Genomic DNA, 20,026 nt, shown 5'->3' on the forward strand with positions numbered 1-20,026 from the left:
CTCCTAGAAAATTTCAGACACCGGCGGCATGGGCCTGCCGGTCGGCGTGGTAGCTGGACCGCACGAGCGGTCCGCAGGCGGCATGGGCGAAGCCCATGGCTTGGGCCTGCTGCGCAAGGGTTTCGAACTGAGCGGGAGCGACGTAGCGCGCCACGGGCAGGTTGCCGGGGCGCGGCTGCAGGTACTGGCCGACGGTGAGCATGCTCACGCCGTGGCTGCGCATGTCACGCATCACGGCCAGCACTTCGTCGTCGGTTTCGCCCAGGCCCAGCATCAGGCCGGACTTGGTGGGCACCTGGGGGCAGCGCGCGTGGAACGATTGCAGCAGTTGCAGCGAGTGCAGGTAGTCGGCGCCGGGGCGCGCCTGGCGGTACAAGCGCGGCACGGTCTCCAGGTTGTGGTTCATCACGTCCGGCGGATCGGCCGCAAGGATGTCCAGCGCCACTTCGGCGCGTCCCCTGAAGTCGGGCACGAGCACTTCGATCTGCGTGCCGGGCGACTGCGCCCGCACCGCGCGGATGCACGCGGCAAAGTGCGCCGCCCCGCCGTCGCGCAGGTCGTCGCGGTCGACGCTCGTGATCACCACGTACTTCAGCTTCAGCCGCGCGACCGTTTCCGCCAGGTGCCGAGCCTCGTCGGGATCGGGCGGCTGCGGCCGGCCATGCGCCACGTCGCAGAACGGACAGCGGCGCGTGCACAGGTCGCCCAGCACCATGAAGGTGGCCGTGCCCTTGCTGAAGCACTCACCGATGTTGGGGCACGAGGCCTCCTCGCACACGGTGTGCAGGCTGGCCTCGCGCAGCGTGCGCTTCACTTCGCGGAAGCTCTCGCTCTGCGAGACGCGCACGCGGATCCAGTCGGGCTTTGGCAGCGCCGGCCTCGCTTCGACGACGCGGATCGGAATCCGGCGGGTCTTGTCGACGCCGCGCTGCGGGCCGTGGAGCGTCGCGGTGTCGTTCATGGCCGTGCCGCTGTCAGGCCACGTTGCGATGCGAGTTGGCATCGACCACCGCGAGCGCCGTCATGTTGACGATGCGGCGCACCGTGGACGACGGCGTGAGGATGTGCACCGAGCGCGCCGCGCCCAGCAGGATGCCGCCCACCGTGATGCCGCTGCCGGCCGCCATGCGCAGCAGGTTGTACGAGATGTTGGCCGCATCGACGTTGGGCATGACGAGCACATTGGCCTCGGTCTCCAGCGCCGAGTCCGGAAACTCGTGGTCGAGGATGGTCTTCGACAGTGCCGCGTCACCGCGCATCTCGCCTTCGACTGCCAGTTGCGGATCGGCCTTCTTGATGAGCGCGAGCGCCTCGCGCATCTTCACAGCCGAGGCCGCGTCCGATCCGCCGAAGTTGGAGTGCGACAGCAGCGCCACGGCCGGCGTCACGCCGAAGCGGCGCACCTCTTCGGCCGCGAGTAGCGCGATCTCGGCGATCTGCGCAGCGTCGGGGTCGCGGTTGACGTGGGTGTCGCAGATGAAGAGCTGGCGCCCCGGCAGCATCAGCATCTGCATGGCGGCCATGGTCTTCGCGCCGGGGCGCAGGCCGATCACATCGCGCACATGGCGCAAGTGGTCGCCGTAGCCGCCGAGCGTGCCGCACAGCATGGCGTCCGCCTTGCCCTGGCGCACCAGCATGGCCGCGAGCAGCGTGCCGCGGCTGCGCATCTCGGTCTGTGCCACCAGGCGCGAGACGCCGTCGCGGCGCTTGAGCTGGTAGTAGGCCTCGGCCGCGTCGCCGTACACGGCCGCTTCGAGCAGGTCGACGACCTCGCAGTCGGTGCCCAGCACGAGGCGCAGGCCGTACTGCGCGATGCGCTCGGCGATCACCTCGGGACGGCCCAGCAGCAGCGGACGCGCCAGGCCTTCGTCGACCACCACCTGCGCAGCGCGCAATACACGCTCGTCCTCGCCCTCGGCGTAGACCACGCGCTTGGGCGACTGCTTGGCGGCGGCGAACAGCGGCTGCATGCTGCTGCCCGACTGGTAGACGAATTGCGACAGGCGCTGGCGGTAGGCCTTCATGTCGGCGATGGGCCGCGTCGCGACGCCGCTGTCGACCGCGGCCTGCGCCACCGCGGGCGCGACGAACTCGATCAGGCGCGGGTCGAAGGGCTTGGGAATCAGGTAGTCGCGGCCGAAGCGCAGGCCGACCGCGCCATAGGCCTGCGCCACCACCTCGGGAATCTCGGCATGCGCGAGCTCGGCGATGGCGCGCACGGCGGCGAGTTTCATCTCCTCGTTGATCGTGGTCGCACCCACGTCGAGCGCGCCGCGGAAGATGAACGGGAAACACAGCACGTTGTTGACCTGGTTCGGATAGTCCGAGCGGCCGGTGCCGAGGATCGCGTCGGGGCGCACGGCCAGCGCGTCTTCCGGCAGGATCTCGGGCGTCGGGTTGGCCATGGCCAGGATGATCGGATCGCGCGCCATCTCCTTGACCATCTCGGGCTTGAGCACGCCACCCGCCGAAAGGCCCAGGAAGATGTCGGCGCCGCCGATGATGTCGGCCAGCTTGCGCGCCGGGGTCTCCTGCGCATAGCGGGCCTTGTTCGGGTCCATCTGCTCCTTGCGGCCGGTGTAGACCACGCCCGCGCTGTCGGACACGAAGATGTTCTGCTGCGGCAGCCCCAGGCTCACGATCAGATCGAGGCAGGCCAGCGCCGCCGCGCCGGCGCCCGAAGCCACCAGCTTCACTTCGCGGATGTCCTTCTTCACATGCCTCAGCGCGTTGAGAATGGCAGCGGCCGCGACGATCGCGGTGCCGTGCTGGTCGTCGTGGAACACCGGAATCTTCATGCGCTCGCGCAGCTTCTTCTCGATGTAGAAGCACTCGGGCGCCTTGATGTCCTCGAGGTTGATGCCGCCGAAGGTGGGCTCCATGCGCGCGATGGTGTCGATGAGCGCATCGGGGTCGCTCTCGTCGAGCTCGATGTCGAACACGTCGATGCCCGCGAATTTCTTGAACAGGCAGGCCTTGCCTTCCATCACCGGCTTGCCGGCCAGCGCGCCGATGTTGCCCAGGCCCAGCACGGCCGTGCCGTTGGTGATGACCGCCACGAGGTTGGCGCGCGAGGTCAGGTTCATGGCCTCGGCCGGGTCGCGCGCGATCTCCATGCAGGCCTCGGCCACGCCGGGCGAGTACGCGAGCGCGAGGTCGCGCTGCGTGGCCATCGGCTTGGTCGGGTTCACCGAGATCTTGCCGGGCGTGGGATGGCGGTGGTAGTCGAGGGCGGCTTCGCGCAGTTTTTCGTCGGACATGGTGTCTCCGTGAGGGATGTCAATGAGGGGCGGCCGCGGCCGCATCGGCCAGCCAGTCGCGCAGGCCGCACAGCAGCGCCGCGGGCTGGTCGGCATGCACCCAGTGGCCGGCGGCGGCGATGCGCTCGGTCTCGGCGTGCGGGAACAGCGCGCGGATGCCGGCGAGCGACGAAGGCGGCACGTAACCGGACTCCGCGCCGTGGACGAAGAGCGCCGGGCCTTCGTAGCGCGCGTTGCGCAGCGCATCCGGAAAGCCGCAGAGATCGTGCATGCACAGCCCGGTGGCGAGCAGGTTGAGCCGCCAGTCGAAGCGGTCGTACTGCCGGCGCAGGTTCTGCATCACGAAGTCGGCCGGAGCCTTCGCGCCGAGACCCTCGGCCAGCGCCTGGCTGATTTCGTGCTGCCCGGCCGCGTGGGCTGCGTCGAAGCTGCGCATGGTCGACACGTAGGACGAGAACTGGTCGGCGTAGCTCTGGGGCGCGATGTCGATCACCGCCACGCCGCCGACGGTCTGCGGGTGCGACAGCGCGAGCGCCATTGCGGTCTTGCCGCCCATGCTGTGGCCGATCACGAAGGGCCGCTGCAACTGCTCGCGCTCGAGCAGCGCCAGCACGTCGTCCGCCATTTCGGCGTACGACATGGACTCGGCCCAGGGCGAGGCACCATGGTTGCGGGCGTCGGGCAGGTAGACGCGGTGGTCCCGGGCCAGCGCCCCGGCGATGTGCGTCCAGTTGCGTCCCGCGCCGAACAGGCCGTGCAGGATCACCACCGGAGGCCCCGATCCCAGCGCCTCGAAAGCCAGTGCGAGCGGCATGGCAGTGGCCTACTTCTTCTTCACCGGGGGCAGGTCGGTGCAATGCCCCTCGAACACTTCGGCCGCCATGCCGATGGATTCGCCGAGCGTCGGATGCGGATGGATGGTCTTGCCGATGTCCGAGGGCTCGCAGCCCATCTCGATGGCCAGGCACACCTCGCTGATCAGGTCGCCCGCATGCGTGCCGACGATGCCGCCACCGACGATGCGGTGCGTGGCCTCGTCGAACAGCAGCTTGGTGAAGCCTTCGTCGCGCCCATTGGCGATGGCGCGGCCCGATGCGGCCCACGGGAACACCGCCTTGCCGATCTTCAGGCCCTCGGCCTTGCACTGCTCCTCGGTCTTGCCGGCCCAGGCCACCTCAGGGTCCGTGTAGGCCACCGAGGGAATCTGCCGCGCGTCGAAGTACGAGGCCTCGCCGTGCGCCACCTCGGCCGCCACATGCGCCTCGTGCACCGCCTTGTGCGCGAGCATGGGCTGGCCCACGATGTCGCCGATGGCGAAGATGTGCGGCACGTTGGTGCGCATCTGCTTGTCGACCTCGATGAAGCCGCGGTCGGTGACGGCAACGCCGGCCTTGTCGGCGGCGAGCTTCTTGCCGTTGGGGCTGCGGCCCACGGCGACGAGCACCAGGTCGTAGACCTGCGGTTCCTTCGGCGCCTTCTCGCCTTCGAAGCTGACCTCGATGCCGGCCTGGGTGGCCTTCGCACCAACCGTCTTGGTCTTGAGCATCACGTTGTCGAAGCGCGGCGCGTTGACCTTCTCCCACACCTTCACCAAGTCGCGGTCGGCGCCCTGCATCAGGCCGTCGAGCATTTCGACCACGTCGATGCGCGTGCCCAGCGTGGAGTACACGGTGGCCATCTCCAGGCCGATGATGCCGCCGCCGATCACCAGCATGCGTTTGGGAATGCCCTTGAGCAGCAGCGCGCCGGTGGAGTCGACCACGCGGTCGTCCTCGGGCATGAACGGCAGCTTCACGGCCTGCGAGCCCGCGGCGATGATGGCCTTGGCGAACTTCACGACCTTCTTCGCACCGCCCTCGCCCACCACCTCGACGTGGTGCGCGTCGAGGAAGCTGCCGACGCCGGTGACAACCTCGACCTTGCGCGCCTTCGCCATGCCGGCGAGGCCGCCGGTGAGCTTCTTGATCACGCCGTCCTTGAAGCCGCGCAGCGCGTCGATGTCGACTTCGGGCGCGGTGTACCTGATGCCGTGCTTGGCGAGCAGCTTCACCTCGTCCATCACGCCGACCGTGTGCAGCAGCGCCTTCGACGGGATGCAGCCCACGTTGAGGCACACCCCCCCGAGCGTGGCGTAGCGTTCGACCAGCACGGTTTTCACGCCGAGGTCGGCGCTGCGGAAGGCGGCCGAGTAGCCGCCGGGGCCGGCGCCGAGCACGAGCACTTCGCACTCCAGATCTGCTTTGCCGGCGTAGCCGGCCGCTTCACTCCCTCTCCCGCTTGCGGGAGAGGGCTGGGGTGAGGGTGCGGCGGCCGTCGCCCTCACCCCCGGCCCCTCTCCCGCAGGCGGTAGAGGGGAGGCAGAGACGGCCTCGATCACCAGGATCACCGAGCCTTCACTCACTTTGTCGCCGAGCGCAACCTTCAGCTCCTTCACCGTCCCCGCATGGCTCGACGGAATCTCCATCGACGCCTTGTCCGACTCCACCATGATCAACCCGGTATCGACGGCAATGACCTCCCCGGGCTTGACCAGCAGTTCGATGATCGCGACATCCTTGAACTCACCGATGTCGGGAACCTTGACTTCCACCGTGTGTGCCATTTGAGAGCTTCCTTCAGAACAGCACGCGCCGCAGGTCGGCGAGCACGTTGGCGAAATAGACGTTGAAGCGCGCGGCGGCGGCGCCGTCGATCACGCGGTGGTCCCACGACAGCGACAGCGGCAGCGTGAGCCGCGAGGTGTAGGTCTTGCCGTCGGCTGAGTGCTGCTTCCAGTAGCTCTTGCACACGCCCATGATGGCGACCTCCGGCGCATTGATGATGGGGGTGAAATAGATGCCGCCAATGCCGCCCAGCGAGCTGATGGTGAAGGTGCCGCCCGACATCTGGTCGGGCTTGAGCTTGCCGTCGCGTGCGAGCTTGGCGAGCTCGCCCATCTCCTTGGCGATGTCGGGCACGCTCTTTTTGTCAACATCGCGGATCACCGGCACCATGAGCCCGTTGGGCGTGTCGGCCGCGAAGCCGATGTGCCAGTAGTTCTTGAGCACCAGGGCGTCGCCGTCGAGGCTCGCGTTGAACTCCGGGAACTTCTTCAGCGCGGCCACGGCCGCCTTCATCATGAAGGGCAGCATGCTGATCTTGACGCCCGACTTCTCCAGCTCCTTGTTCATCTGCACGCGGAAGGGCTCGAGGTCGGTGATGTCGGCCTCGTCGTGCGTCGTCACATGCGGAATGACGACCCAGTTGCGGTGCAGGTTCGCGGCACTGATCTTCTTGATGCGTGACAGTTCTTTTCGCTCGGTCGGGCCGAACTTGGCGAAATCGACCTTGGGCCAGGGCAAGAGGTCGATGCCGCCGACGCCACCGCCTGCGGGGGCTGACGCGGCCTTGGACATGGCCGGTGCGGCAGATGCGCCGCCGCCCTTCGCGAAGGCCTCGACGTCGGTACGCACGATGCGGCCATGGTCACCGGTGCCCTTGACCTTGCCGAGGTCCACACCGAGTTCGCGTGCGAGCTTGCGCACCGCCGGGCCGGCGTAGGCGAGTGCGAAGCCCGCTTCGATCTCCGCGTTGCCCGCAGGCAGCGCCACCACCGCTGCCGTATCACTCCCTCTCCCGCCCGCGGGAGAGGGTTGGGGTGAGGGTGCTGCCCCCACCACAGGCGCATCCCCCGTAGCCAGCGAAAGAATCACCGACCCTTCGCTGACCTTGTCCCCGATCTTGATGCCGATTGCCGTCACAACCCCCGAGAGCGGCGCAGGCACGTCCATCGTGGCCTTGTCGGATTCGAGCGAGACGATCGGGTCTTCGGCCTTCACCGTGTCGCCGACCTTCACGAAGATCTCGATGACGGGCACGTCCTTGAAGTCGCCGATGTCGGGCACGCGCACTTCGGCGATGCCGGCCGGCGCGCTGGTGGCGGAAGGCGCGGCGCTCACGCTGGGCTTGGCGGCTTCGGCGGGCGCGGGAGCGGCGGCAGCACCACCCTCCCCCTTGAACGTCATGATGACGCTGCCTTCGCCGACCTTGTCGCCCAGCTTCACCAGGATGGACTCGACCACGCCGCCGCGCGGCGCGGGCACGTCCATCGTGGCCTTGTCGGATTCGAGCGAAACCAGCGGGTCTTCGGCTTTCACCGTGTCGCCGGGCTTCACGAAGATTTCGATGACCGGCACATCGCTGAAATCGCCGATGTCCGGAACCTTGATGTCGATTGCATTGCTCATGGTCGGTACTGCCTCAGACGGTCCAGGGAGCGGCGCGCTCGGCGTCGAGCCCATACTTCGCGATGGCCTCGGCCACCACCGTGTGCTTGATCGCGCCGTCGTCGGCCAGCGCCTTGAGCGCGGCCACCGCCACGTGCCAGCGGTCGACCTCGAAGAAGCGGCGCAGCTTGCGGCGGTAGTCGCTGCGCCCGAACCCGTCGGTGCCCAGCACCGTGTAGCGCCGGCCCGCGGCCTGCACGTATTCGCGCACCTGGTCGGCGTAGTTGCGCATGTAGTCGGTGGCCGCGATGACCGGGCCTTCGTGTCCTTCGAGGCATTGCTCGACATGGCTCTTGCGCGCGGGCTCGGTCGGGTGCAGCCGGCTCCAGCGCTCGGCCGCCATGCCGTCGCGGCGCAGTTCGTTGTAGCTGGTGGCGCTCCACACGTCCGATGCGATGCCGAAGTCGCTCTTGAGCAGCTCGGCCGCGAACATCACTTCGCGCAGGATGGTGCCGCTGCCCATGAGCTGCACGCGCAGGCCCTTCTTGGGTGTCTTGCCGCCGTCGCTGAGCTGGTAGAGCCCCTTGAGAATCCCCGCCTCGCTGCCTTCGGGCATGCCGGGGTGGGCGTAGTTCTCGTTCATGAGGGTGATGTAGTAATACACGTCCTCCTGCTCGGCGTACATGCGGCGCATGCCGTCGCGCACGATGGCCACCACCTCATAGGCGAAGGTCGGGTCGTACGAAACGCAATTGGGGATGGTGCCGGCCAGGATATGGCTGTGGCCGTCTTCGTGCTGCAGGCCTTCGCCGTTGAGCGTGGTGCGCCCCGCGGTGCCGCCGAGCAGGAAACCGCGCGCACGCATGTCGCCGGCCAGCCAGGCCAGGTCGCCCACGCGCTGCAGGCCGAACATCGAGTAGTAGATGTAGAACGGAATCATCGGCACGTTGTTCGTGCTGTACGAGGTGGCCGCGACGATCCAGCTGGACATCGCGCCGCCCTCGTTGATGCCTTCCTGCAGTACCTGCCCGTCTTTCGACTCGCGGTAGTACATGAGCTGGTCGGCATCCTGCGGCTTGTAGAGCTGGCCGAGCGACGACCAGATGCCGAGCTGGCGGAACATGCCCTCCATGCCGAAGGTGCGCGACTCGTCGGGCACGATGGGCACCACGTGCTTGCCGATCTGCTTGTCGCGCACCAGCGTGCCGAGCATCTGCACGAAGGCCATGGTGGTGGAGATCTCGCGCTCGCCGGTGTCTTTCAGCAGGCGCTCGAAGGTGGCCAGCGGCGGAATCTCGAGCGCGGTCGACTTGCGCCGGCGCTGCGGCAGGTAGCCGCCGAGTGCCGCGCGGCGCTCGCGCAGGTACTTCATCTCGGGGCTGTCCTCGGCCAGTTGGATGAAGGGAACATTGGGCAGCTCTTCATCGGACACCGGGATCTGGAAGCGGTCGCGGAAACCGCGCAGCGCGTCCTGCGTCATCTTCTTGGCCTGGTGCGCGATCATCTGGCCCTCGCCCGATTCGCCCATGCCGTAGCCCTTCACCGTCTTGGGCAGGATCAGCGTGGGCTGACCCTTGTGCTTGACCGCGGCAGCGTAGGCGGCGAAGACCTTCTCGGGGTCGTGGCCGCCGCGTGTGAGGCCCCAGATCTCGTCGTCGCTCATGTCGGCGACCAGGGCTTTGGTCTCGTCGTACTTGCCGAAGAAATGCTCGCGCACGTAGGCGCCGCTCTTGCTCTTGAAGTCCTGATATTCACCGTCCACGCACTCTTCCATGCGCTGCAGCAGCTTGCCGCTCTTGTCCTTGGCGAGCAGCTTGTCCCAGCCGCTGCCCCAGAGCACCTTGATGACGTTCCATCCTGCCCCGCGGAACACGCTCTCGAGCTCCTGCACGATCTTGCCGTTGCCGCGCACCGGGCCGTCGAGGCGCTGCAGGTTGCAGTTGATGACGAACACGAGGTTGTCCAGGCTCTCGCGGCCCGCGAGCGAGATGGCGCCGAGCGATTCGGGTTCGTCCATTTCGCCGTCGCCCATGAAGGCCCAGACCTTGCGCGGCGCCGTGTCGGCCAAGCCGCGGCCATGCAGATACTTGAGAAAGCGCGCCTGGTAGATCGCCATCAGAGGGCCCAGGCCCATCGAGACGGTGGGGAACTGCCAGAAGTCGGGCATGAGCCACGGATGCGGGTACGACGGGATGCCGTTGCCCTCGGACTCCTGGCGGTAGTTGAGCAGCTGCTGCTCGCTCAGACGGCCTTCGAGAAAAGCGCGCGCGTAGATGCCGGGCGAACTGTGGCCCTGGATGAACAGCAGGTCGCCGCCGTGCGTGTCGGTGGCCGCGTGCCAGAAATGGCCGAAGCCGATGTCGTAGAGCGTGGCCGCCGACTGGAAGCTCGCGATGTGGCCGCCAAGCTCCGACGAGTCCTTGTTGGCCCGCAGGATGATCGCCATCGCGTTCCAGCGGATGATCGAGCGCAGGCGGTGCTCGATCTCGCGGTTGCCGGTGGATTTTTCTTCTTTCTCCGGCGGGATGGTGTTCTTGTAGGCCGTGTTCAGCGAACGGGGCACGTACACGCCGTCGCGGCGGCCCTCGTCGACCAGGCGGTTCAACAGAAAATTCGTACGTTCGCTGCCGCGGTGTTGTTGAACCGCGCCGAGCGCGTCGACCCACTCGCCAGTTTCCGTGGGGTCAAGGTCACCCATGGTGCTCATCGGTTTGTCTCCTGTGTCATGGCCTGGACCTGCGTCGGGCGACGCGGCCGGCCTTTGCTACAGAGCAATCGATATGCCACGCGGCGCGCGGCCCGCAAACCACGCTAAGTCGTTGATTTCATGAGGGAGGAGATGAGAACCCGCCGGGCGCTGCGCCGACGATCCGGATGCGGGGCGATGAGCCCGTCCGAATCGCCGGACTCGATGATTGGGGGAAACCCTTGGCGCTACCGGGCGGTCGCTGCTTCGTCGATGAGATTTGCGATCTCGGCCGGATGGCTGACGTTCGGAACATGAGACGCGTTCGCCAGCTCCACGGTCTTGCGGGCACCCGCGCGCACGGCCATGAACTTCAGTGCTTCCGGGGGAATGTTCTTGTCGGCCGTGCCGTAGATGAACCAGGACGGAATCGACTTCCATGCCGGTTCGCCGGACGCTTCGGTCAGCGCCGCTTCGGCGACCGGACGCTGCGTCGCCGCCATCAGGCGCGCGCTCTGCGCCGGGACATCGGCCGCGAACTGCGCATGAAACCTGGACTGATCGATGTACAGGTCCTTTCCTCCATCGGCCAGCCGCACGGGGGGAGCCAGGGCTGCGCCGAGCGTGCCGCCGGGATAGCGCCCCGACAGTTCGATCACCGTCTCGCCCTTGTCGGGTGCAAAAGCGCCGACGAAGACCAGGGCCTTGACGTTCTGTTGGCCTGTTGCCGCATTGGCGATGACGGTGCCGCCATAGGAGTGCCCGACCAGCACCACCGGGCCGGCGATGCTCGATGTGAGGGAACGGACATAGGCCGCGTCTCCCCGCACGCTGCGCAGCGGGTTGGCCGCCGCGATGACGGTGTAGCCCTTCGCGTTCAGTTCAGCCGCAACTCCGTTCCAGCTGTCGGAGCCGGCGAATGCGCCGTGCACCAGCACGACGGTGGGTTTGGATGCGCTCGCCGCTTGCGCCGCACCGGCACCGAGGCCGAGTGAAACGGCGGCGGCGCCGGCTGCGATCACTTGCTTTGCGTTCATGTGAGTCTTTCTGTGGGTGGTGATGAGTCAGGGGAATTTCGCCGGATCGGCCGCACCGCGCGTGGGTGTTTCATGGCTGCTGCTGGACCGCCGTGCCGTAGTTCACCGGCACCCAGCGGTAGCCGTGCGCGGCCGCTCGCAGGCGCCCGATGCCGGGGAACGAGATATGGGCCGCGGCGACCAGGTCGCCGCGCCGCGCGGCGTCGGCAAACCATGCCCAGCGCTGCTTCGCTGCAGCAGGCGAATCCAGATCGAACTTGATCGTGACCTGCGGCTCGGCCATCTGCACGTTGGCCGCATGGAGCAAGTCGCCCCAGAACACCATGCGCTGGCCGCGGCTCTCCGCCACGAAGAGGCTGTGGCCCGGCGTGTGGCCACGCGCCGCCTCGGCGCGGATACCTGGCACCAGTTGCGCCGGCGCGTCGAAGGTCTTCACGCGTCCGCGGTCCAGATAGGGCTTGAGGCTGGCGGCCGCTTCGTCGAAGCTGCCGTGATCGGCTGCGGCCGCGCGGTCGCGTGCTGCCGCATCGAGCCAGTGGGCGGCCTCGTGCTGGTCGACCCAGATCGTCGCGTTCGGAAACGCCGGTTTTCCGCCGACCGTCAGCCCTCCGGAGTGATCGCGGTGGATGTGGGTCAACAGCACCGTATCGATGTCCTCGGGCGTGTACCCGGCCAGCTTCAGGCTCGCGGCGAGATCGCCGCCGGTCGGGCCGAACAGCCCGCCGGCCCCGGTGTCGATCAGCACGAGGTTCGAGCCGGTATGCACGAGGAAGGCGTTGATCGAGGTTTCGGTCTTGGGCTTCAGGAAATCGCGAGCCAGGACCTGGCGGACATGGCCGGGCGTGGTGTGGGTCAGCAGCTCATCGAGGGGAATCGTCACCGTACCGTCGGACAAGGCAGTGACCTGGAACCCGCCGAGCGGCATGCGATAGACGCCTGGCACCTGGGTGTTGGCCTGGGGCGGAGCGGCATGGGCGAGTGCAGCGGCCAGAAGCGATGCGGCGAGTAGAGGCTTGAGCTTCATTGTTGCAATCCGTCGAAAGTTGGAATGTCCCAACGATACGGAGGACGCATCAAGCGTTCAATCGGCCTCTCGCCAAATCGGTTTTGTCATATTCGCAATAATAATCCGGCCATGGACAAACTCGTTGCGATGCGCGCTTTTCTCCGCGTGGTGGATGCCGGCACGTTCACCAGGGCGGCGGCGCTGCTCGACGTGCCCGTGCCGACCGTGACACGGCTCGTGCAGGCGCTGGAGACCGAACTGAAGACCCAGCTGCTGACGCGCACCACAAGGCGCGTATCGCTCACGCCCGCCGGGACGGACTATGCGCAGCGTGCGCGACAGCTGCTGAACGATCTGGACGAGATCGAAGGCGAGATGGCCGATGCCGGGGCGTCGCCGCGCGGGCGCATCCGCGTGGACATCGGCTCCGCACTCGCGCGCCTCGTCATCGTGCCCGCGCTGCCGGACTTCGTCGCTCGCTATCCGGACATCAGCATCGACCTGGGCGGCAGCGACCGGCTGGTCGACCTCGTGGCCGAACATGTGGACTGCGCGGTACGCACTGGACGCATCACCGACCCGTCGCTGGTGGCGCGGCAGATCGGCGAGCTGCACTATGTCTGCTGCGCGTCGCCCGCCTACCTGGCGCGCCGCGGCACGCCGGCGCACCCGTCGGACCTGGACCGCTCTGGCCATTCGGTGATCTCGTACTTCAACGCCCGCGCGACCGGCACCCCGACCTTCAGTTTCCGCCAGGAGGGCCAGCGCCTCGACATCCATGGACATTCACAGCTGGCCGCCAACGACGCGAACGTCGCCCTGGCCGCATGCCTGACCGGGCTCGGCGCGATGCGGGCCCCGCTCTACCTTGTCCAGCAGGCGCTCGACGACGGCCGCTTGACGCCGTTGCTGAGCGACTGGTTCATCGAGCCGCTGCCGATCCAGATCGTGTATCCGCCCACCCGCTACCAGAGCCGGCGCGTGCGGGTGTTCGTCGATTGGATGGTGGCCCTGTTCGCCGCGACTCCCTCGGTAAGGCGGCGGGGTGATCCGGCGCCTGTGCCGTGACACCTGGTCGACGGCACGGTGACGGACATGCCGTCGCGGCATGGATGGCTATCGAACGGCGAGATTGCGCCTATGCACAGCGGGAAGCGGCGGCTGCACGAAGTACGTCAGCTACGCATCAACCGAAGCCGACAGCCTCGACAGGATTGCCGCACGGCAGACATCCAGAATTTCGTCGGCGAGCGGCGGGTCGTCAGGACACCTCCGCCGAAACGGCAAAAAACAAGCGCCCGAACAGAAGAGGCTGCCCACGGCCTTCAAGGCACTGCTCGCCAGCAAGACCGGCGACACCGTTTCAACCAAAGCCGGCCCCGCACACGGCGTCGGCGACATCCTCCTCTTCAGAATGGGCAGCAGCAGCCCCTTCGTAATCCGTCGCGTGCCAGGGTTCGGCGACCTTGCGGCGCGGCGCGGGTCTTTGGTGCGTATCAGGCACCACCGTGAGTCCGTCCACGGGCCTACCGACTCCGCTTCTCCCTCCCTACGATCGACTGCATACGGCCTTACGCCGTGATCGGTGCCCGACGACTTCGGTGTTGAAGGGCAAATGCTGCCAGTCGCCCCGGCTGGCTTTGGCCCGCGCAAACCGGGCCGCACTCTTGGAGATTCCGCCATGCTTTACGCAGATGAAACTTTGCGCCCGCCCAGCCAGAAACCCATTGACCCCGTCCCGTCCAGATACGCGCTGCGCATCGGCGACATCGAGGCGCTGGTGGTCAGCGATGGCGTGCTTCCGTTGCCGACTTCGACGATGGCCACCAACGTCGATCCGGCCGACCTGGCGAGCTGGCTGGACCAGATGTTCATGCCGCCCGACAAGTACGACTGGCCGCTGAACGTGATGGTGGCCCGCAGCGGCGACCAGACCATCCTCATCGACGCCGGCCTGGGCGGCCAGTTCTCGGGCTTCCCGAGGGCCGGGCAATTCCCTCAGCGATTGGCTGCGGCCGGCATCGAACTCGAGTCCGTCACCGACGTGATCATCACCCACATGCACATGGACCACGTGGGCGGACTGCTCGTACCGGGGATCAAGGAACGGCTGCGCCCCGACGTCCGCATTCACGTCGCCGCGGCCGAAGTCGATTTCTGGACTTCGCCGGATTTCTCCCACACGGTCATGCCGAAGCCGGTCCCCGACGTACTCCGCTCGACCGCCAAAAGCTTTCACGAGCAATACCGCGACCGCCTGCACACCTTCCAGGACAGGCGCGAGGTCGCGCCCGGCGTGGTCGTCCGTCTCACCGGCGGCCACACCCCTGGCCACAGCGTCGTCGACCTTGTGTCGGGCGGCGAGCGGCTGATGTTCGCGGGCGACGCCATATTCCCGGTCGGATTCGATCACCCCGATTGGCAAAACGGCTTCGAGCACGATCCCGAGGAATCGACCCGCGTGCGCATCGGCCTTTTCCAGGAACTGGCGAAGACCCGCGGGTTGCTGGTGGCCGCGCACCTTCCGTTTCCCTCCATCGGCCGGGTGGCCGTCGACGGCGAGGCCTTCCGCTGGGTGCCGATCATCTGGGACTACTGATCGCTCGCCGACGCGCCGGGCGACCGAAGCGTGCCGGCGCGCTGCGCCGGTCGCCCATGCCTTCGATTCCTTTCCCCTCTTCGCAAAATCGCGAACGGGTACCTCAGCCGCACTGAGGTCGGAGATCCCATGACTCATCGCCTCAACTACATCAAGCAATCGCCCGAGCTCTTCAAAAAGCTGATCGAATTCGGCAACCTCGTCGACGGCGGTGCCATCGAGCAGTCGATCCGCGACTTGGTCGCGATCCGCGCATCACAGCTCAACGGCTGCGCGTTCTGCCTCGACATGCACATCAAGGAAGCCAGGATCCACGGCGAGCGCGAACTGCGCGTGCACCATCTCGCCGCGTGGCGCGAGTCGACGCTGTTCGTCCCGCGCGAACGCGCCGCGCTGGCGTGGACCGAAGTGCTGACGAAGTTGCCGGAGCACGGCGTGCCCGACGACATCTACGAGCGCGTGCGCACGCAGCTGTCGGAGAAGGAACTCTCGGACCTGACGTTCGCCGTGATGGCCATCAACGCATGGAACCGCGTCAACGTCGCGTTCCAGACGGTTCCTGGCTCGTCCGACAAGGCATTCGGCCTCGACAAGGCGAATCTCTCCTGATGTCTCCGCGGGAGCGCCGCCTCTTCGGGCGGCGCTCCTTCGCTGCGCTTCCTCTCGATCGTCTTCTTCGCGCTGCACCGCGGCGCGGATCGCAGGCCGGCCGGCCGCCGCCCGGCCATTCTGTGCACCGGCCGCGTCACGCAGGGCCGCGCGCCCTCCCCCCATTCCTCAATGCGCCTCGCGCGGCGCCGCTGCATGGCGTTTAGAACCGGACCAATCCACGGGCGCGCATGCGGGGTCTTTCGGCGAAATTGACGATCCGCTTCGTTTCGTATTCAAAATACGATCGTCCAATCCGTCCGGCCGAAGGAGCTCGCGGATGCCCGGCCATCAATAATCCCGAGAGTGCGGACCCAAACAGAAAGACAGAGATGAAAGACGTCGCGCCCCCGCAGCGCCGCACCCGTACGACCGCCGTTGCCGATGGCATCCCTGTCTCGCCGGCGCATTCCGAGGCGCAGGGCGGCCCGGCAGCCGCCGAGATCCGCTGGCACTTCGGGGCTTTCGTCCTATGGGAAGCGCAACGCCGGCTCGAACGGGCCGGCGACACAGTGCGGGTGGGGCCACGCTCCTTCGACCTGTTGCTGCAGCTGATCAAGCGGGCCGGCGAGTTCGTCAGCAAGGACGATCTGCTCTCGGCGGTTTGGGTCGGGGTCGTGGTCGAGGAAGCCAGCGTGCGCGTCCACATGTCGACGCTTCGCAAGGCGCTCGGTGCGCCGGGGCAGGCCGACAACTGCAAGGAGTGGATCTCCACCATGCCGCTGCGCGGGTACCGGTTCAACGGACGGGTCCGGCGCGAGGTGATCGAGGCCGCGCCCAGGCTCGTGGCCGTGTCGCCCGACAACCGGCTTCAGCCCGCTGCCGGTTCGGTTGACCGAGCTCGTCGGCCGAGAATCCGACGTGCTTCGCGTGCTCGAATCACTGCAGGCTCACCGGCTGGTCACGATCGTCGGCACGGGCGGTATCGGCAAGACCCGCTTGGCAATCCACGCCGCGGAGAGGCTGCAACGCGTGCATGCGGTGGAGGCCGCCTTTGTCGATCTGGCGCCGCTGATCTCTCCCGATCACGTGCTCGGTACGCTGGCGCGTTCGGTAGGCGTACCCGCCGATGTGCCCGACGTGGTCGGCGCCATCACCGAGCGCCTGGCGGGGCGCGATGTTCTCCTGCTGATCGACAATTGCGAGCACGTCGTGGATTCGCTCGCGTTGCCGATCAACCGGTTGCTTTCCGCACTGCCCGGCCTGCGCGTTCTCGCAACCAGCCGTGAAGCGCTCCGCGAGAACGGTGAATGCATTCTCCGGCTACCCGCGCTCGCGGTCCCCGAGCTCGGGCAGATCTCGCTGGCGCAGGCACTTCATTGCCCTTCGGTCGAACTCCTGGTCGAGCGGGCCAAGGCCGCCGGAGCAGGCGTGTTCGATGAATCGCACGCACCGCTTCTGGCGCAGATCGCCCGGCAGGTCGACGGCATCCCTCTTGCCATCGAGCTGGTGGCCGCCCGCCTGGGCGTCCAGCCGGTGGACGATCTCGCGCGAAGGCTGGACGACCACATGCGTCTCTATGCCTTCAGCCGGGCCGCGCTCGCGCGGCACAGGACGCTCGCGGCGGCACTGGACTGGAGCATCGCACTCCTGAGCGAGCCGGAGCTTCGGCTGTTCCGCTGGCTGTCGGTGTTCCGTGGCCGCTTCGATGTCGAATCCGCGCTCGGCGTGAGCGCCGGCGGCATGAACACCGACATCGCCTTCGACGCGCTGATCTCGCTGGTCAACAAGTCGCTGGTCTTCTTCGACAGCAGCGACTCCGTCGCGCCGTATCGGCTGCTCGACACGACGCGAAGCTATGCAGCCGCACTGCTGGCGAAGAGCGAGGAACGCGCAACGCTGCTGAGGCGTCATGCGGTGCTCATGCGCGATCTCATGAAGGCAGCGGCCGCGGAGCTTTCCGACCTGACCGAGCAGGCATGGGCCGACCGCTACGCGCACCGGCTGGACGACGTGCGCTTCGCACTCGAAATCTGCCTGACGCAGCAGCCCGACGCGAAGATGGCCGCCTCGCTGGTGACGGCGTCCGCACCGTTGTGGTTCCATCTGGCCCATGTCGTCGAATACCGCGACCGCGTCTCCGCGGCTCTCGATCTCGTCCGCGGGCAACCGACGCCAGACACGGAAACCGCGACCTGGCTGAACACCGCCCTTGTGAGCGCCCTGCTTCACACCGGCAGGTCGACCCCCGAGCTGAACATCGCTGCGGACCAGGCCCTTGCCGGAGCGCTCGCGGTCAAGGTTCCGGTGCTGGAGCTGCAGGCCCGCTGGGGGCGATGCACGCACGACATGTTCCGGGGCGAGTATTCGCCCGCGTTGGCGCAGGCGCACACGCTCATGACGGCGGCGCAGTCCTGGTCCGATCCCGCTGCGCTCAATCTCGCCCACCGGGTGATGGCCATGGCAAGCCATTTTTCCGGTCTCTTCGCTGTGTCGCGGCAGCACAGCGAAGCGTCGGTGCGCATCGGCGGCGGCCTGGGCCATGCCCGAGCCAACATGGTGGGCGTGAACGCCATCGTCGCTGCGAAGGCCGTGCTCTGCCGCACCCTCTGGATCCAGGGCGAAACAGAAAAGGCGCTGGAGGAAGCCAGCGATGCGGTGGCGCGTGCACAAGCGGCCGGCAGGTCGGTCTCGCTGTGCTCGGCGCTCTATGGCGCTTGCCCGGTCGCCATCTGGTCAGGAGAGTCCGAGCTTGCCGCCGAATGGGTGCAGCTCATGATGGTCGAGGCGCAGCGCAAGGGCCTGGTCGGGTGGCAGCGCTACGCCGAATGGTTTTCCGAGACCCTCCCGCTGCTCACCGCCGAGGACAGCGGACCCTACATCCGCGAAGTGGCCGGCCGGCTTGCAAGCTACGACGCCCCTCACAGGGAAATGCTCGCGACCTTCTGCATCGACTGGGTCGACGACGGACTCGTCTCCCGTGCCTCGCGTGGCGAATGCCCTTGGGTCGAAGCCGAAGTCCGGCGCGCCGCAGGCTGGCGCGCCGAGCAGCGAGCAGCCACCGACGAGGCGACCGACGCCTACCTTCATGCCATCGAGCTCGCGAGGCAACAGGGCGCCATTGCATGGGAGTTGCGCGCCGCGCTGAGCCTTGCAGGCATGTGGGTGAAGCTGGGGCAATCGTCGCAAGCCGCCAGACTGCTGGACGAGACCAGCGCCCGGGCGCCCCGCGACGGCAGGAACGCCGCCCTGGCGCAGCTTCATCTGCTGCGCTCGCAGCTCGATGACGGGCCCGGGCGCGCGCCGCAGAGCGTCGAACGGCACCATGCAGTGCTCAGCGCGAGACCAGGCCGCGCTGGGTGGCCGTCACGGCCACCTGAACCCGCGAAGTAGCACGCAGCTTCTCCCGGATCCTCGAGACGTGCGCCTTGACGGTGCTCGCTGAAATGTCCAGCTTGCGGGCGATGCCCTTGTTGCAGTCGCCCCTCGCAAGAAATCGCAGCACCTCCTCCTCCCTGGCGGTGAGGCTCGCGCGCGGTGTCCCTCGGCGCAGCAGCGCCTTCGTGCGCTGGCAGAGGTAGAGCGCGCCGCCGTGGGCCACGTGGCGGATTGCGTCCATCAGCTCGGCGGGTTGCGCGTCCTGGAGCAGATATGCATGTGCGCCGCGCTCGATGGCCTGCACGATCTCACTCTCCTTGTCGCGCCTCGTCACGACGACGATGCGCGGCACATGAAAGCCGAGGGATGCGCCTTGGGGGCCGAAGGCAGCAGCCGACGCGAGCAGGCTGAGTGCGCATTCGTGGTCCGCCACGATCACGTCGACGATGCCCTCGTCCGCTTGCTGCCCCGGCTGCACCTCGAAGCCGGGCTCCTGGCCGACGAGCCACACGAGGCCGGCCATGGCCAGCGGATCGCCGTGGCAGACCCGGATGCAGAGCTTGTCTGCGCGCATCACGGCGCCGGCTCCAGCAACATCCCGCGGCGGAATGCCTCGGCGATCACACCGGTTCTCGTCGGTTCGCCAAGCTTGCGCAGCAGTGCCTTCACGTGTGTCTTCACCGTGCCTTCGCCGATGCCGAGACGCCGGCCGATCTCCTTGTTGGCGAGCCCGTGCGCGATGAGCTGCAGCACTTCCAGCTCGCGACTCGTCGGTACGGCCGCCGCCAGGGTGTCGAGCAACTGGTCGGCCATCTCGCACGAGAGATACCTTCTCTGGTCGGCAACGCAGCGCACCGCCTCGAACAATTCCTCTGCCGTGCAGTCGTGCAGCAAGTAGCCACGCACCCCCGCGTCCACGGCCTTGCGTATCTGCCATCCCGTGCACTGGCCGGTGAGAACAAGCACGGGGTTTGGCGCGGTGCGGCGGCGCTCCGCCCGGATGGCGGCGGCCACGCGCAGACCGGTCTCATAGTCCGCGAGAAACACGCGGGAGGCATCGGAGCCCTGGTGGACATCGCCATCGGCATCGCGCATCCGCACCACGAAGTCGTCGTGGGAGCGCAGCAACGATGCCACCCCGGCGGCCACATACGGATCGCGGTGTGCAATCGATACCTCGATCGGGCGGGCCTGGGTCGGCGCGGTCATGGAGTCGTGTTCCTTCTGCTAGTCAAGATTGAAAGTCTGCGCGAACGGCACGGCGGGT

General features: G+C 67.4%; 14 protein-coding genes and 1 pseudogene. 5 read left to right on the plus strand and 10 right to left on the minus strand.

Features of this window, described 5'->3' with window-relative positions:
* Positions 1-13 precede the first annotated feature (13 nt).
* The 8 genes from lipA to QFZ42_RS12035 form a co-directional block, all read right to left on the minus strand.
* Positions 14-961 carry a lipoyl synthase gene (lipA, locus tag QFZ42_RS12000; RefSeq protein WP_307701166.1) on the minus strand — a complete coding sequence of 316 codons (948 nt, stop codon included), beginning with the start codon at positions 959-961 and terminating at the stop codon, positions 14-16.
* Positions 962-974: 13 nt separating this feature from the next.
* Entirely contained in the window at positions 975-3,260 is a 2,286-nt protein-coding gene (locus tag QFZ42_RS12005; protein WP_307701167.1) for an NADP-dependent malic enzyme, read from the minus strand.
* Positions 3,261-3,279: 19 nt separating this feature from the next.
* A complete protein-coding gene (locus QFZ42_RS12010) occupies positions 3,280-4,074 on the minus strand; it encodes an alpha/beta fold hydrolase (protein WP_307701168.1) in 795 nt (264 codons plus the stop codon).
* 9 nt (positions 4,075-4,083) lie between these two features.
* The gene (gene lpdA, locus QFZ42_RS12015) at positions 4,084-5,862 is read right to left on the minus strand and encodes a dihydrolipoyl dehydrogenase (protein ID WP_307701169.1); all 1,779 of its coding nucleotides are present in this window, start codon (positions 5,860-5,862) and stop codon (positions 4,084-4,086) included.
* Positions 5,863-5,875: 13 nt separating this feature from the next.
* On the minus strand, positions 5,876-7,486 hold the full coding sequence (gene aceF / locus QFZ42_RS12020; RefSeq protein ID WP_307701170.1) for a dihydrolipoyllysine-residue acetyltransferase: 1,611 nt from the start codon (positions 7,484-7,486) through the stop codon (positions 5,876-5,878).
* A gap of 13 nt (positions 7,487-7,499) precedes the next feature.
* Positions 7,500-10,172 (minus strand): pyruvate dehydrogenase (acetyl-transferring), homodimeric type, encoded by a 2,673-nt coding sequence (gene aceE, locus QFZ42_RS12025; protein ID WP_307701171.1) that lies wholly within the window; start codon positions 10,170-10,172, stop codon positions 7,500-7,502.
* A 227-nt stretch (positions 10,173-10,399) separates the two neighbouring features.
* Positions 10,400-11,188 carry an alpha/beta fold hydrolase gene (locus QFZ42_RS12030; RefSeq protein WP_307701172.1) on the minus strand — a complete coding sequence of 263 codons (789 nt, stop codon included), beginning with the start codon at positions 11,186-11,188 and terminating at the stop codon, positions 10,400-10,402.
* 70 nt (positions 11,189-11,258) lie between these two features.
* Complete coding sequence (locus QFZ42_RS12035) at positions 11,259-12,212, minus strand: MBL fold metallo-hydrolase (RefSeq protein WP_307701173.1); 954 nt, start codon at positions 12,210-12,212, stop codon at positions 11,259-11,261.
* 111 nt (positions 12,213-12,323) lie between these two features.
* Here QFZ42_RS12035 and QFZ42_RS12040 point away from each other — a divergent pair, with 111 nt between their 5' ends.
* The 5 genes and pseudogenes from QFZ42_RS12040 (at position 12,324) to QFZ42_RS12060 (ending at position 18,774) form a co-directional block, all read left to right on the plus strand.
* Positions 12,324-13,262, plus strand: coding sequence for a LysR family transcriptional regulator (locus QFZ42_RS12040; protein WP_307701174.1), 939 nt, complete (start codon positions 12,324-12,326; stop codon positions 13,260-13,262).
* Positions 13,263-13,875: 613 nt separating this feature from the next.
* Positions 13,876-14,793, plus strand: coding sequence for an MBL fold metallo-hydrolase (locus QFZ42_RS12045; RefSeq protein ID WP_307701175.1), 918 nt, complete (start codon positions 13,876-13,878; stop codon positions 14,791-14,793).
* A 129-nt stretch (positions 14,794-14,922) separates the two neighbouring features.
* Positions 14,923-15,402 (plus strand): carboxymuconolactone decarboxylase family protein, encoded by a 480-nt coding sequence (locus tag QFZ42_RS12050; RefSeq protein WP_307701176.1) that lies wholly within the window; start codon positions 14,923-14,925, stop codon positions 15,400-15,402.
* 371 nt (positions 15,403-15,773) lie between these two features.
* A pseudogene (locus QFZ42_RS12055) lies at positions 15,774-16,121 on the plus strand (winged helix-turn-helix domain-containing protein); the annotation flags it as partial.
* 181 nt (positions 16,122-16,302) lie between these two features.
* Complete coding sequence (locus tag QFZ42_RS12060) at positions 16,303-18,774, plus strand: ATP-binding protein (RefSeq protein ID WP_307704334.1); 2,472 nt, start codon at positions 16,303-16,305, stop codon at positions 18,772-18,774.
* Here the strand turns inward: QFZ42_RS12060 and QFZ42_RS12065 are convergent.
* Positions 18,716-19,333 carry a response regulator transcription factor gene (locus QFZ42_RS12065; RefSeq protein WP_307704222.1) on the minus strand — a complete coding sequence of 206 codons (618 nt, stop codon included), beginning with the start codon at positions 19,331-19,333 and terminating at the stop codon, positions 18,716-18,718. The two genes, QFZ42_RS12060 and QFZ42_RS12065, sit on opposite strands and share 59 nt — an antisense overlap.
* On the minus strand, positions 19,333-19,968 hold the full coding sequence (locus QFZ42_RS12070) for a response regulator transcription factor (RefSeq protein WP_307701177.1): 636 nt from the start codon (positions 19,966-19,968) through the stop codon (positions 19,333-19,335). The genes QFZ42_RS12065 and QFZ42_RS12070 overlap by 1 nt, the downstream gene beginning before the upstream one ends.
* Positions 19,969-20,026 lie beyond the last annotated feature (58 nt).

Origin of the sequence: Variovorax paradoxus (assembly GCF_030815855.1) — a bacterium.
GTDB lineage: Bacteria > Pseudomonadota > Gammaproteobacteria > Burkholderiales > Burkholderiaceae_C > Variovorax > Variovorax paradoxus_M.